Here is a 13,820-nt window from a genome sequence, read left to right on the forward strand (position 1 = left end):
GGTTCTCACCCGGGCCATCCCTCCGCCTCGCCGCGAGGGCTCCACCGGGACCCCAGCGACCCACGGCATGGAGGGCAGACGACGATGGCCGACCGGGTCACCGTGATCGGATGGGACGGCTCACCCCCGTCCGACGCCGCCCGTGCCGCGCTGGACGCGGCCACGCTCGTGGCCGGCACCCGCCAGCACCTGGCCCTCCCCTATGTCCCCGCGGACGCCGAGCACATCGTGCTCGGCAGTATCGACATCGCTGCCCGCCGGATCGCGGGACACCGCGGCACCGCGGTCGTGCTCGCCGACGGCGACCCCGGCTTCTTCGGCGTGGTCCGCGCCCTGCGCGACCCCGAACACGGCCTCGAACTCGAAGTCATCCCCGGCGTCTCCGCCGTCGCACGGGCCTTCGCCCGCGCGGGCATGCCCTGGGACGACGCCCGGGTGGTCGTCGCCACGAGCCGCACCCTGCGCCGCGCGGTCAACGTCTGCCGCTCCTACCCCAAGGTCGCGGTGCTCACCGCACCCGGCGCGGGACCCGCGGAAGTCGCGCTGCTGCTCACCGGGGTGCACCGCACCTTCGTCATCTGCGAGGCGCTCGGCACCGACCACGAGCAGATCAGCGTCCTGACCTCGGACAAGGTCGCCGACCACATCTGGCGCGATCCCAACGTCGTCCTCGTCGTCGGGGGCGCCACCTCCGCCCTCCCCGGGATCGCCGGGCTGACCGCCGCCCCGCTGCCGCCGGCCGGCACACCCCCGGCCAAGCCGGGCGCCGGCGGCTGGATCGCCGGCCGCGACCCCGGCTTCCCCGGCCCCGTCCGCGGCTGGGCGCTGCCCGCCGCCGACTACGGCGGCCACGTCCCGGCGCACGTCCGCGCCGTCCAACTCGCCAGGCTCGGCCCGCGGACCGGCGACCTCGTGTGGGACATCGGCGCCGCCGACGGCGCCGTCGCGGTGGAGGCCGCCCGCTTCGGCGCGGCCGTCATCGCCGTCGACCGGGACGCCGACGCCTGCGACTGGATAACCGCCACCGCCCGCCGGACCGGCGTCCAGATCCAGGTCGTGCACGGCACCGCGCCCCAGGCGCTCGAAGACCTGCCGGAGCCCGACGTGGTCAGGATCGGCTGCGCCGACCCGGACGTCGTCGCCGCCTGCGCCGCCCGCCGCCCCGAGCGGATCGTCGCCACCGCGGCCACCCGGGACGCGGCGGAAGCGGTCGACAGGGCGCTCACCGAAGGCGGTTACGCGGTCGAACGCATGTTGCTCCAGTCCGTCGCGCTGGACGCCGGATGGGACGAGCGGGACCGCTCGGTGGACTTCGTGCTGTGCGCCAGTCGTCAGTGACCTGTTCATGATCAAAGAGGCCTCCGCGGGCGGCGTTTGCGCCGGTCGGAGCGCTGTCGCAAGGGGTCGTGTGAGATACGTCCCGAGGTGCGGACTTCGGCATGGCCTGCGGTGTCCCGGGGGGTAGGCTGACGGATCGTTGTGCCGTCGTCGTGCGTTGACGGGACGTCGAAACTTCCGGCGTTCCGGCGGCGACGTTGCCGCATCCCATGCGGACTCGTTGAAGTCCGCGGGGGTTGGGATGCGCGCGGTGCAGCGGCTGGAAGGAGCGAAACCGATGGGCGAGGGGCACGCATGACGGACACCGGTCAGATCCCCGGCGAGGGGCTGCCGGAGAACGCGGTCGGCGACGCGGCTCACCAGCCGCACACCGACGCACTCGGCGCACCGCTGGCGACCGCCCCCGGCTGGGGCACGGAGCCGCCCGCCGAGCACGGCGCTCCCGGTTACGCCTACCTCGACCAGCCCGCCGCCCCCGGCGCCGGGCTCGACGAGGACGACGACGTCCTGCTCATGCCCGGCCCGCAGGGCACCTGGAGCGACCCGCAGCCGGTGCCGCCGCAGCCCGCCCCCGTGCACGACACGGCAGCGCCCGGTTTCGGCACTCCGCAGGGAACTGACGCACCGTCGCTCGCCACCCCCGCCCCGCGCCGCCCGTTGCACATGGGGCCGCCGATCCACGACACCCCCAGCGGCGGCGTCTCCGTACGTTCCCTCGCCGACCGCGGCCCGGCGCAGGGCGGCCCCGTCCCGCCGCCGGTACGGCCCCAGGGCGCCGGCTCCGAACACCTCGACGCGGCGCAGGACGAGATCCACGGCATCCCCGCCCAGCAGACCGGCGAACCGACCGACCCGGCCGCCCCCGCCCCGGGCAGCGCCTGGCCCGCCGCGCAGAGCGCGTCCCAGCAGTCGCTGATCCCGCACGCCGACAGCGTGATCCCGTCCCAGCAGGCACCCGAGCCGATCCTCGCCTTCCCCCCGGCCGAGGCGGCGCCCCCGGCCCCGGCCCCAGAGGCGCCGGTGCCGGTGCTTCCCGTGGCGGAAGCGGCTGCCCCCGTCGAACAGCCGGTGTACGCCGCCGAGCCGGTGGCTGTGGTTGAGCCTGACGTGGAGCCGGCGGTCGTTTCCGGCGGCGAGGCGGAGGCGGTCGCGCTTGCGTCCGGCCCGGAGCCGGTGGCTGCTTTCACCGGCGAGCCCGGCCCGGAGCACGCCTTCGGCGGTGAGCCGAGTGAGGTGACGGCCGCGCCCGGCGCCGAGCCCGTGGGTGCGCTCGCCGCCGACGCGGTCGCGGTCGCGCCTGCGCCCGGTGCCGGCGGCGAGGCGGGTGCGCCCGTAGCGGGCGCTGCCGAGCCGGTGGCCGCACCGGTCGCGGTGCCGATGCCCATGCCCATGCCGATGCCCGTTCCGGCCCCGGTCCAGACGGTCGACGGGGAGCAGGCTTCCGGCGCCGAGCAGGCGGTGTACGCGGGCGAGCCCGGTGCGGAGGATTCCGTGCCCGGCGCCGAGCCGGTCGCACCCGCCGCGGTGGCGGAGCCCGATCCCGCGACGGCCCCGTCCGCCCCCGGCCAGGCCGCCGCCCCGGCGCCGGTCGGCCCCGAGCAGGCCGTACCGCCGTCCGGGCCTGCCTTCAGCGCCCCGCCCGCCGCGGGTGACGGTGCCTTCGTCCCGGCGACGGGCCCGGCCGACCTCGCCTCCGCGGTGGCCGCCGCGGCCGACGGCCCGGCCCAGCACGCCGCTTCCCCGGCTCCCGCGGCGGCGGCTCCCGCGGCTCCTGACGAGGCCGCCGCCGAGCCTGCGGAAGCTGTCGCCGTCACCGAGGCGGCCCCCGAGGCCGTCGCGGCACCCGCAGGACCCGAGGCGGTGCCCGGCGCCGCCGACGCGCCCGCCAGCGAGACCGACCCGGCCGACGCGCCCGCCGGCCTCGCCGTACCGAGCACCCCACCCGTCAAGCGCGCGGGCCGTGCGCACGCGGCGGCGGCACCCCCGCAGGACGAGGACGCCGCCGCGCCCGTACCCGCCGACGGCGGGACCGGGGCGGAGGCCCCGACCGGCCGCAGGGCCGCCCGCCGGGCCGAGGCCAGAGCCGCGGAGGCCGAGGTGTCGGAGCCCGCGGAGGCGTACGAACCCGCCGTACGGGACGCCGTGCACCGCGTCATCCGCGAGCGCCGCGACGTCCGCAACGGCTTCCGCTCCGACCCGATCCCGCACGACGTGCTGCTGCGCGTCCTGGAGGCGGCGCACACCGCGCCCAGCGTCGGGCACTCGCAGCCGTGGGACTTCGTCGTCATCCGCTCCGAGAAGACCCGCGAGAAGATGCACGAGCTGGCGATGACCCAGCGCGAGGCGTACGCGAAGTCGCTGCCGAAGGGCCGCGCGCGGCAGTTCCGCGAGCTCAAGATCGAGGCGATACTCGACACCCCCGTGAACATCGTGGTGACCGCCGACCCGACCCGCGGCGGCCGGCACACCCTCGGCCGCCACACCCAGCCGCAGATGGCCCCGTATTCGGCGGCGCTCGCGGTGGAGAACCTGTGGCTCGCCGCCCGGGCGGAAGGCCTCGGCGTCGGGTGGGTCAGCTTCTTCGACGAGCGCCAGATGGTCGCGGAACTCGGCCTGCCCGAGCACCTGGAGGTCGTCGCCTACCTGTGCGTCGGGTACGTCGACGAATTCCCCGACGAGCCCGAGCTGATGCAGTCCGGCTGGTCGCAGCGCCGCCCGCTGGCCTGGGTGGTCCACGAGGAGGAGTACGGCAACCGCGCGCTGCCCGGCGAGGAGCCGCAGGACCTGCTGGAGGAGACGCTGCGCGGCATCCGCCCGCTGGATGCCAAGGCGCTCGGTGAGGCGTGGGAGCGGCAGAAGCGGATGACCAAGCCGGCCGGGGCGCTGGGCATGCTGGAGATCATCTCCGCGCAGCTCAGCGGGCTGTCCCGGCAGTGCCCGCCGCCCATTCCCGAGCCCGCGGCGGTGGCGATCTTCGCCGGCGACCACGGGGTGCACGCCCAGGGCGTCACCGCGTGGCCGCAGGAGGTCACCGCGCAGATGGTCGCCAACTTCCTCGGCGGCGGCGCGGTCTGCAACGCCTTCGCCAACCAGGTCGGCGCGGAAATCTGCGTGATCGACGTCGGCGTGGCCACCGAACTGCCCAGCACCCCGGGGCTGTTGCCGCGCAAGGTACGGCCCGGCACCGCCGACTTCACCGCGGGTCCCGCGATGGCCAGGGAAGAGGCGCTGCGCGCCATCGAGGTGGGCATCGAGACCGCCCGCGATCTGGTGGCCGCGGGCAACAGGGCGCTGCTCACCGGTGAGATGGGCATCGCCAACACCACGACGTCGGCGGCGCTCATCGCCGTCTACACCGGGCTCGACCCCGCGGAGGTCACCGGGCGCGGCACCGGCATCAACGACGAGATGCACGCGCGCAAGGTGGAGGTCGTGCGGCGCGCGCTCGATCTGCACCGGCCGGACCCGGCCGACCCGATCGCGGTCCTCACCGCGATCGGCGGGCTCGAACACGCCGCGATGGTCGGGCTGCTGCTCGGTGCGGCGGCGCTGCGCACGCCGGTGATCCTCGACGGCGTCAGCGCCGGTGCCGCCGCGCTTGTCGCCCGCGCGATCGCGCCGGAGGTGCTGGCCGCGTGTATCGCCGGGCACCGCAGTGCCGAGCCGGGACATGTCGCGGCCCTCACCACCCTCGGCCTGCGGCCCCTCGTCGACCTCGACCTCCGCCTCGGCGAGGGGACGGGGGCGCTGCTCGCCCTGCCACTCGTCCAGAGCGCGGCGCGCGTGATGCACGAGGTGGCGACGTTCGACGCGGCGGGTGTGACGGAGAAAGCGTAGCTCTCCTGTCCGGAGGCGTGCCCGGTTGCCGCCCGTGGGGGCTGGGCGCGCGGTTCCGCCCCCAGAACTCCGCCCGGGGGTGCCCCCAGCGCCTCCCGGGGTGCGTGCCACGTGGGGTGGCGTCCCGCCCCGCCGGCCGGTGGACAGTTCCCCGCGTCCCCGGGTGACAGCCGCTCGCGGCGGTCCGTCGCCTGCCGCGCCGTCGTGGTTGCGCGCGCAGTTCGTTGCGCCCCTGTCGGGCACCCCCTTCGGCAGGGGGCACGCCACCAGGGGCGCGGCCCGCCGAGAGGCGCCGCGAGTGTGAAGGCAGCAGGAAGCGGCACCCCCTCAGGGGCACTCCCGCTGCGCCCCCCAGGCGCCGCGCGGACCTGGGCGGGGACATGGCGGAACGTAGGATCGGGTCGGACCAATCGCAAAGCGTGACGTAAGGAGCCGGGCCGGATGGATCGGAAGGACGACGCCCCCGCCTACCCCGTAGGGCTGCGGCTGGCGGGCCGCCGGGTCGTGGTCATCGGCGGCGGCCAGGTCGCCCAGCGCCGGCTCCCCGCGCTCGTCGCGGCCGGAGCGGACATCGTCGTGGTGTCGCCGTCGGCGACCGCCTCGGTCGAGGCGATGGCGGACGCCGGCGAACTGCGCTGGGAGCGCCGGGGCTACCGCACGGGCGACCTGGCGGAGGCGTGGTACGCCCTGGTCGCGACCACCGACCCGGCCGCGAACGCCGCCGCCTCCGCGGAGGCGGCGGAGCGCCGGGTGTGGTGCGTCCGCAGCGACGACGCCGACGCGGCGACCGCGTGGACGCCGGCCACCGGGCGTACCGAGGGCGTGACCGTGGCCGTACTGACCGGGCGCGACCCGCGCCGCTCGGCCGCGGTGCGGGACGCGGTGATCGAGGGGCTGCGGGACGGCAGCCTGGTGGCGCCGCAGCACCGGGCGCGTACCGCGGGCGTCGCGCTGGTCGGCGGCGGTCCCGGCGACCCGGACCTGATCACCGTACGCGGGCGCCGCCTGCTGGCCGAGGCGGACGTGGTGATCGCCGACCGGCTCGGCCCGCGCGACCTGCTGGGCGAACTCCCGCCGCACGTCGAGGTGATCGACGCGGCGAAGATCCCGTACGGCCGGGCGATGGCCCAGGAGGCCATCAACGCGGCGCTGATCGAGCACGCCAAGGCCGGCAAGTCCGTCGTCCGGCTCAAGGGCGGCGACCCGTACGTCTTCGGCCGCGGCATGGAGGAGGCCGAGGCGCTGGCGGCGGCGGGCATCGAGGTGACCGTCGTGCCCGGCATCTCCAGCTCCATCAGTGTGCCGGGCGCCGCCGGCATCCCGGTCACGCACCGGGGCGTCGCCCATGAGTTCACCGTGGTCAGCGGGCATGTCGCGCCCGACGACCCGCGCTCCCTGGTCGACTGGTCCGCGCTGGCCCGGCTGCGCGGCACCCTCGTGCTGCTGATGGCCGTGGAGCGGATCGGCGCCATCGCGGACACCCTGCTCGCGGGCGGCCGTCCGGCCGACACCCCGGTCGCGGTGGTCCAGGAGGGCACCATGGCCACCCAGCGCCGGGTGGACGCCACCTTGGCGTCGGTGGCGCGTACGGTCGCCGAGGAGGGCGTACGCCCGCCGGCCGTCATCGTCATCGGCGAGGTCGTGGCCGTGGGACGCTCCGGCGCGGCCGGTTCCGGCCGTGGCTGAGCCGGTCGCGGTCGGCGACCCGGAAGACCCGCGGCTGCACGACTACACCGCGCTCACCGACGTGGAGCTGCGCCGCCGCCGCGAACCGGCCGAGGGCCTCTTCATCGCCGAGGGCCAGAAGGTCGTCAGGCGCGCCCTGCGGGCCGGTTACGCGATGCGCTCGATGCTGCTCACCGAGAAGTGGGTGGACGCGCTGCGGGACGTGATCGACGAGGTGCCCGCGCCGGTCTACGTCGTCGGCGACGAGCTGGCCGAGCAGGTCACCGGCTATCACGTCCACCGCGGCGCGCTCGCCGCGATGCAGCGCAAGGCGCTGCCGGACCCGGCCGACGTGCTGGCCGGCGCCCGCCGGGTGGTGATCATGGAGGCGGTCAACGACCACACCAACATCGGCGCGATCTTCCGCAGCGCCGCCGCGCTCGGCATGGACGCGGTCCTGCTGTCGCCGGACTGCGCCGACCCGCTCTACCGCCGCTCGGTGAAGGTCTCGATGGGCGCGGTCTTCTCGGTGCCCTACGCCCGGCTCACCGCCTGGCCGCGCGACCTGTACGGGACGGTGAAGGAGGCGGGCTTCCGGCTGCTGGCGCTCACCCCGGCGGCGGAGGCGACCGCGCTGCCCGACCTCGCGGCGCCCGGGATCCCGCGGCTGGCCGTGCTGCTGGGTGCCGAGGGCCCCGGCCTGACGCCCCGGGCGCTCGCCGCCGCCGACACCCTGGTCCGCATTCCGATGTCGCACGACATCGACTCGCTGAACGTGGGCGCGGCGGCGGCGGTCGCCTTTTACGCGGTCGGCGCGGGAAGCGGCCCCGCGGCGTCGTCGGCGTAGGCCGCCCGGGGCCGGGTCAGGCGGGCGGCAGACCGACGGAGGCGGCCAGGGCGCTCCGGTGGCGGCCGGCGGTGCCGAGCGCGATCTCGTCCGCCTTGGCGCGCTTGAGATACAGGTGCGCCGGGTGCTCCCAGGTCATGCCGATACCGCCGTGCAGCTGCACCGCCTCCTCGGCCGCGCGTACCGCGGCGGGGGAGACGTACGCCTGCGCGACGGCCACCGCCAGCGCCGCTTCCGCGGCCACCGCGGGGTCGGACGACGACGCCTGCGCGGCCAGCGCGCCCGCCGCGTTGCGCGCCGCGGCCCGGGCCGAGACCACGTCGAGCCACAGATCGGCCAGCCGGTGCTTGAGTGCCTGGAAGGAGCCGACGACCCGGCCGAACTGGCGCCGCTGGCCGAGGTAGCGGACCGTCTCGTCCAGGCACCACTGGGCCAGGCCGAGCTGTTCGGAGGCCAGCAGCCCGGCGCCGGTCAGCAGCGCCCGCTCCAGCGCGGCAGCCGCCGCGTCGCCGCCCGCGAGCAGCCGTCCCTGGGCGCCGTCGAGCGCCAGGTCGGCGAGCGGCCGGGTCAGGTCGAACGACACGGGCCGCTCCACCGCGGCCTCCGCCGCCGCCACCTCGTACAGGCCCGGCCCTTCCGGGCCGACCGCGGGTACGACGAGCACGTCGGCGGTGAGCGCGTCCGCGACGCTGGTGACCGCGCCGGTCAGCCGCCCGCCGGCGTCGGCGCGTACCGCCGCGGGGAAGCCGTCGCCGGGCGCCGCCGACAGCGGCACCGCGAGCGCCGCCACCGCCTCGCCCGCCGCGAGCCGGCCGATCAGCGCGGCGGTCGCCGGATCCTCGGTGCCGCAGGCCAGCAGCGCGGAGGTGGCCAGCACCGCGCTGCCCAGGAACGGCAGCGGGGCGACCGCGCCGCCCAGTTCCTCCAGCACCACGGCCGCCTCCCGGGCCGAGGCCCCCTGGCCGCCCAGCTTCTCCGGCACCAGCAGCCCGGCCAGGCCGAGGTCGGCGGCCAGCGTGCGCCACAGCGCCGGATCGTACGGCTCGGCGGTCTCGACGCGGCCCAGCACCGCGGCATGGCCGCAGCGGTCGGCGAGCAGCGCGCGGACCGCGGCCCGCAGATCGTCCTCGACGTCGGAGTAGAGCAGGTCGGGAATGGCGGGGGAGGGCGGCGGAGTGCTCATCGGGGCAGGTCCTTCCATGCGGCGTCCTTGTCGTTGCGGGGTTCCGCCGGCAGCCCGAGCACCCGCTCGGCCACGATGTTGCGCAGGATCTCGGACGTGCCGCCCTCGATCGAGTTGCCCTTCGCCCGCAGATAGCGGTAGCCCGCGTCGCGCCCGTAGAAGTCCACGCTGCGCGGGCGGACCATCGTCCAGTCGCCGTACCGCAGGCCCTGCTCGCCGAGCATTTCCAGCTCAAGGCCGCTGATCTGCTGGTTGAGCCGGGCCAGCGACAGCTTCAGGCCGGAGCCCTCGGGGCCCGGCGCTCCCGCGGTGAGCTGCTGGCGCACCCGCTCGGCGGTCAGCCGGGCCACCTCGGAGTCCACCCACAGCCGCAGCAGCCGGTCGTGCAGCTCGGGAGTGCGCAGCTCGGGCCGCTCCCGCCAGGTGGCGGTCACCGTGCCGATCATGCCGCTCTCGCGGGGTACGGACGCGCCGCCGCCGATCGCGACCCGCTCGTTCATCAGGGTGCTCTGCGCCACCCGCCAGCCGTCGCCGACCGCGCCCAGCCGGTGCGCGTCGGGGATCCTGACGCCGGTCAGGAAGACCTCGTTGAACTCCGCCTCGCCGGTGATCTGCCGCAGCGGCCTGACCTCCACGCCGGGGTCGGTCATGTCGCAGACGAAGTAGGTGATGCCGCGGTGCTTGGGCACGTCCGGGTCGGTGCGGGCGATCAGGATCGCCCAGCGCGCGGTGTGGGCGCTCGACGTCCACACCTTCTGGCCGTCCACGACCCAGTCGTCGCCGTCGCGCACCGCCCGGGTGCGCAGCCCGGCCAGGTCCGAGCCGGCCCCCGGCTCGCTGAACAGCTGGCACCAGACCTCCTCGCCGGTCCACAGCGGCCGCAGGAAGCGGGCCTTCTGCTCGGCGGTGCCGTGGCCGAGGATGGTGGGCGCGGCCATTCCGAGGCCGATGCCGATGCGGCGAGGGTCGTTGTCCGGCGCCCCGGCCGCGTCCAGTTCGGCGTTCACCACCGCCTGGAGCGCGCGGGGCGCGCCGAGTCCGCCGAGTCCTTCGGGGAAGTGCACCCAGGCCAGGCCCGCGTCGAAGCGGGCCCGCAGGAATTCCAGCGGTTCCACGGCCGCCGGATCCCGTGCCGCGAGCAGCTCCCGTACCCGATCGCGCACGTCCGCCGCGCTCACGCTTCCCATACCGGCACCCTCTCCGTCGCACACTCCTAAGCAAGCGCTTGTTAACTTACCGACCCGCTCCCCGTTCCGCCAGGCCCCCTCCGGCCCGGGGAGCCGCCGTGGACGTACGGCCAGCCGCCTGCGGCAACGGGCCGGCAGCCGTGGTCCGTGCTCGGCGGCCGGTCGGGGAGGTGGGGGCGGCGCCGCCAGGCGCGGGAGCGCAGGTCAGGGCGGCGCCGGGCGGCGGCCGGTCCGCGGCGGCTGCGCGAAGGCGGCGCAAGGCGGCGGAGAAGAGGCCGCCGCAAGGTGCCGGTGGCCACCGTGATGCTGCGCCCGGGTGACCGGCCGGTCGTTCGGCTGACCGCTCAGCACCGGCCGCGCGGTCAGGGGCCGGGGGTCAGAGGAGCCACGGGAGGCGCGACGGGGGAGTCCGCGCCCCGGGAGAAGCGGTGGCAGCCCTGCACCGCCGCGATACAGACGGCCGCGAGCAAGGTGACGATCACGAAGACCACCAGCCGCTGCCGCAGCAGCCGCCGCCCCGGCGCGGGGGAGGAGGGCCGCCGCCCGCCGCCGGTGCGGACCGGGGTACGCGCGGCCGGTACGGCGGGGGTACGCCCGGTGGTCCGGCCGCCGCCCGTGTTCCCGCCGTCCGGGCGCGGCGGGGTCCTGCGCTGCGTGCGCTGCTGCGCGTACTCCTCGGCCCGCCGCCCCACAGGGCGCTCGGGCCGCGGGCCGGCCGCCTTCTGCAGCGCCTCGCGCCGCGGCATCCCGATGCCGCGGGCCTCGCGGGTCGCGATCTCCGAGAGCCGCTCGGACAGCTGCACGGTGCTGGGCCGCTCCTCGGGGTCCTTGGCCAGGCACGCGTGGACCAGCGGCGCCAGCGCGTCCGGGACCCCGGCGAGATCGGGCTCCTCGTGCACCACCCGGTAGAGCATGACCTCGGAACTGCCCTGCCCGAAGGGCGAGTCCGCGGTCGCCGCGTACGCCAGCGTCGCGCCGAAGGCGAAGACGTCCGTGGCCGGGGTGACGGCCGCGCCCCGTACCTGCTCGGGTGCCAGGAAGCCGGGCGAGCCGACCGCCGTCCCCACATGGGTCAGCGTGCTCGCACCGGTGGCCCAGGCGATGCCGAAGTCGATGATCCGCGGGCCCTTGGGCGACAGCAGGATGTTCGACGGCTTGAGGTCGCGGTGGACGACCCCGGCCTCGTGCACCGCGACCAGGCCCTCGGCGAGCGCCGCTCCGATCGAGGCGACCTCGGCGGCCGACAGGACGCCGTGCTCGGCGACCTTGTCGTGCAGCGAGGGACCGGGCACGTACTGGGTGGCGAACCAGGGGCGCTCGGCCTCCAGATCGGCCGCGACCAGCCGGGCGGTGCAGCCGCTGCGGATCCGGCGGGCCGCGGAGACCTCGCGGGCGAACCGCGACCTGAACTCCTGGTCCTCGGCCAGCTCGGGCCTGATCACCTTGAGCGCCACCCGCTGGCCGCGCTTGTCCGCGCCCAGGTAGACCACACCCATGCCGCCGGCGCCCAGCCGGCGGTGCAGCCGGAACGCGCCGACGACCCGCGGATCCTCGCGCCGGAGCCGCATCATCGCCATGTCCGTTCCCCTGCCTCCGGTGGGCGAAAACCCCACTGCTGTTGCTGTCCGGTGCCTGCGCCGACGGCCGGGTCGGCCGCCCACAGCTTACGGACTCAAGTCCCGCGGCGCGGTGAAGGCCCGCAGGCGACGGGCCGTGAATTGTCAGTGCCCGGTGGGATCCTGGAGGTGTGGCGAGGAGGTCCGTCCCACGGGCCGTCACCACCGCGCCCCGATCCGCCAACGGTCCGTCTGCCAAAGGGGAATGACGCCGTGAAAGGTGATCGAGTGGAAATAGTCGTCGACGCGGGGGACACCACCCGCACCTATGAAGTGATCGCCACCCGGGCCGGCCGCCGGGTCGAGACCGCCGTCCGGCGCGGGGTGGTGGAAGTGAGTGAAGTCACCCGCAGCGGCACCGTGGTGCGCACCGCCCGCTTCATGGCCACCCGGGTCCTCGCCCTGGTCGAACAGCCCGTCCCGCGGGACGACGACCAGGCCGGGCGGATCCCGGCGTCTCAGGGATGACCCTGGGGCCACGGGTGGCGGCGTCCACCCAGGGGAGTATCCGGGACCGTCCCCGTCATCCTCCGGGAGGCCTCCAAAGGGGTACCAGGGCCTGACGCCCGGGGGCGGCGGCGCCCCTAATGTTGAGGTCAAGCGGCGGGCGGCGCACTCGTCCCCCGAGGTCAAACGCCCGCCGCTCCCACAACCGCACCTCACGACCGACCACCAGGCAGACCTCCGGGAGAGGCATATGGCGAACACGGTGAGCCGCACCGCACGAGCCATGCGCGGCGGACGGCCGACCGGCACCCGGCATCCGCTGGTGGCGGCGGCCATGGTGCTGCCGCTGGCCGCACTGCTCGCCTACGCCTTCGGAGGAGTGGATGCGGTGGTTACACAAGCGTCGTCCGTGGCCGGCCTGATGGGGCGCTGAGAGGCGTTCCAGGCCTGGAAGAGCGGTCCGGGCCAGGGACTCACCGGTAGAACCCCGTGGGGACGGGGGTACGACGGACGACTGCGCTTGCCCGGGTATCACTCGATGCCCGGGCATTGCGCTGTCCGGACCTCGTCCGGCCGCCCGGAGGGCCGCACGGCCGCCGGGATGCTTGACTGGCCCGATGACGACCACGGGGGAGCAGTCCGGCACTCAACGGAGCGGCACGGTCCGCATCGACGCGCAGACCGCACGCCGTACCGCCCGGCCACCGGCCGACGACGCCCTGGTCACGGCGCTGGCCGCCGCCGCGGCCGCGGCGGCCCGCGGCACCCCCAGGGGCGACCCGGCCGACCCGGCCGCCGCCCCCGCGCCGCCCACCGTGCCCGCCGCCACCACCGTGCTGGCCGACCGGCCGGACGGCACGGTCGTCCGGGTCGGCGGCGTCGTCGCCAAGGCCCACGCCCCCGGCACGGACGCCGCGGCGCTCGCCGTACGGATCGCGGTGGCCGGCCATCCGCTGCTGCGCGGCATCCTGCTGGCCCCGCTGCCGCCGGCCGCCGCGGACGGCGGCGCGGTGCGCGGGCGGCCGGTCAGCGCCTGGCCGTACGGCCTGCCGGTCGACCGGCACGACCCGGAGGCCGCGCCCTGGGCCGAGGCGGCGGTGCTGCTCGCCCGGCTGCACACGGTGCCCGAGGCCGCGCTGCCCGGGCCGCTGCCGCCGATGCGCGGCCCGGCCAAGGCCGCGCTCGCCGTCGCCCGGCTGCGCGGCGTCGCCGACTCGGCGGCGGCCCGTACCGTACGCCGGGCCTGGCGGCGGCTGCCCGCCTGGGCCAGGGACGAGGCACCGCACCCGGGTCCCGCCGCCCTGTGCCACGGCGACCTGCACCTGGGCCAGCTGGTACGGCACCCGGCGCCGGACGGCGACTGGCTGCTGATCGACGTGGACGACCTCGGTACGGGCCCGGCCGCCTGGGACCTGGCCAGGCCCGCGATGTGGTTCGCGGCCGGCCTGCTGGCGCCGGACGCCTGGGCGCGCTTCCTCGCCGCCTACCGGGCCGCCGGCGGTCCCGCCGTACCCGGGAGCGGCGACCCCTGGGGACAACTCGACGTTCCCGCCCGCGCGTTGGCCGTGCAGACCGCGGCGATCGGCGTCGCCAAGGCGGCCAGGGACGGCCGCGAACTCGATGAGGCCGAGTCCGAACTCGTCGCCACCTGCGCCCGTATCGCCCAACTAGAGTGAACTCATCCGTTCACGCGAGGAGAT

General features: G+C 76.2%; 10 protein-coding genes. 7 read left to right on the forward strand and 3 right to left on the reverse strand.

What is annotated here, in order from left to right; all coding sequences use genetic code 11:
- Window positions 1-84 precede the first annotated feature (84 nt).
- The 4 genes from cbiE (at window position 85) to OHA86_RS31185 (ending at window position 7,687) form a co-directional block, all read left to right on the forward strand.
- Window positions 85-1,338, forward strand: coding sequence for a precorrin-6y C5,15-methyltransferase (decarboxylating) subunit CbiE (gene cbiE, locus OHA86_RS31170; protein ID WP_329180637.1), 1,254 nt, complete (start codon window positions 85-87; stop codon window positions 1,336-1,338).
- Window positions 1,339-1,632: 294 nt separating this feature from the next.
- Complete coding sequence (gene cobT, locus OHA86_RS31175; protein WP_329180638.1) at window positions 1,633-5,175, forward strand: nicotinate-nucleotide--dimethylbenzimidazole phosphoribosyltransferase; 3,543 nt, start codon at window positions 1,633-1,635, stop codon at window positions 5,173-5,175.
- 441 nt (window positions 5,176-5,616) lie between these two features.
- Window positions 5,617-6,861 carry a uroporphyrinogen-III C-methyltransferase gene (gene cobA / locus OHA86_RS31180; RefSeq protein WP_329180640.1) on the forward strand — a complete coding sequence of 415 codons (1,245 nt, stop codon included), beginning with the start codon at window positions 5,617-5,619 and terminating at the stop codon, window positions 6,859-6,861.
- Window positions 6,854-7,687, forward strand: coding sequence for a TrmH family RNA methyltransferase (locus OHA86_RS31185; RefSeq protein ID WP_329180642.1), 834 nt, complete (start codon window positions 6,854-6,856; stop codon window positions 7,685-7,687). Before cobA ends, OHA86_RS31185 begins: the two co-directional genes overlap by 8 nt.
- Before the next feature lie 16 nt (window positions 7,688-7,703).
- On the opposite strand, the gene OHA86_RS31190 is transcribed toward OHA86_RS31185, so the two are convergent.
- From OHA86_RS31190 to OHA86_RS31200, 3 genes are all read right to left on the reverse strand, one after another.
- A complete protein-coding gene (locus tag OHA86_RS31190) occupies window positions 7,704-8,870 on the reverse strand; it encodes an acyl-CoA dehydrogenase family protein (RefSeq protein WP_329180643.1) in 1,167 nt (388 codons plus the stop codon).
- Window positions 8,867-10,057, reverse strand: a complete 1,191-nt coding sequence (locus OHA86_RS31195; RefSeq protein ID WP_329180645.1) for an acyl-CoA dehydrogenase family protein — start codon at window positions 10,055-10,057, stop codon at window positions 8,867-8,869. Before OHA86_RS31195 ends, OHA86_RS31190 begins: the two co-directional genes overlap by 4 nt.
- A gap of 362 nt (window positions 10,058-10,419) precedes the next feature.
- The gene (locus OHA86_RS31200; RefSeq protein WP_329180647.1) at window positions 10,420-11,634 is read right to left on the reverse strand and encodes a serine/threonine-protein kinase; all 1,215 of its coding nucleotides are present in this window, start codon (window positions 11,632-11,634) and stop codon (window positions 10,420-10,422) included.
- Window positions 11,635-11,886: 252 nt separating this feature from the next.
- Between OHA86_RS31200 and OHA86_RS31205 the strand changes: the two genes are divergently transcribed.
- The 3 genes from OHA86_RS31205 (at window position 11,887) to OHA86_RS31215 (ending at window position 13,796) form a co-directional block, all read left to right on the forward strand.
- Window positions 11,887-12,141, forward strand: a complete 255-nt coding sequence (locus OHA86_RS31205) for a hypothetical protein (RefSeq protein WP_329180649.1) — start codon at window positions 11,887-11,889, stop codon at window positions 12,139-12,141.
- 229 nt (window positions 12,142-12,370) lie between these two features.
- Window positions 12,371-12,553 (forward strand): hypothetical protein, encoded by a 183-nt coding sequence (locus OHA86_RS31210; RefSeq protein WP_329180650.1) that lies wholly within the window; start codon window positions 12,371-12,373, stop codon window positions 12,551-12,553.
- A 184-nt stretch (window positions 12,554-12,737) separates the two neighbouring features.
- A complete protein-coding gene (locus tag OHA86_RS31215; protein ID WP_329180652.1) occupies window positions 12,738-13,796 on the forward strand; it encodes a phosphotransferase family protein in 1,059 nt (352 codons plus the stop codon).
- The last annotated feature ends 24 nt before the right edge of the window (window positions 13,797-13,820 follow it).

This window comes from Streptomyces sp. NBC_01477, assembly GCF_036227245.1.
In the GTDB taxonomy this organism is placed as follows: Bacteria; Actinomycetota; Actinomycetes; order Streptomycetales; family Streptomycetaceae; genus Actinacidiphila.

What these genes read in the sequence shown, in the direction of transcription:
- cbiE (WP_329180637.1), top strand. Translation starts at nt 85, where the DNA reads ATGGCCGACCGGGTCACCGTGATCGGATGGGACGGCTCACCCCCGTCC.
- cobT (WP_329180638.1), top strand. Translation starts at nt 1,633, where the DNA reads ATGACGGACACCGGTCAGATCCCCGGCGAGGGGCTGCCGGAGAACGCG.
- cobA (WP_329180640.1), top strand. Translation starts at nt 5,617, where the DNA reads ATGGATCGGAAGGACGACGCCCCCGCCTACCCCGTAGGGCTGCGGCTG.
- OHA86_RS31190 (WP_329180643.1), bottom strand. Translation starts at nt 8,870, where the DNA reads ATGAGCACTCCGCCGCCCTCCCCCGCCATTCCCGACCTGCTCTACTCC.
- OHA86_RS31195 (WP_329180645.1), bottom strand. Translation starts at nt 10,057, where the DNA reads ATGGGAAGCGTGAGCGCGGCGGACGTGCGCGATCGGGTACGGGAGCTG.
- OHA86_RS31200 (WP_329180647.1), bottom strand. Translation starts at nt 11,634, where the DNA reads ATGGCGATGATGCGGCTCCGGCGCGAGGATCCGCGGGTCGTCGGCGCG.
- OHA86_RS31210 (WP_329180650.1), top strand. Translation starts at nt 12,371, where the DNA reads ATGGCGAACACGGTGAGCCGCACCGCACGAGCCATGCGCGGCGGACGG.
- OHA86_RS31215 (WP_329180652.1), top strand. Translation starts at nt 12,738, where the DNA reads ATGACGACCACGGGGGAGCAGTCCGGCACTCAACGGAGCGGCACGGTC.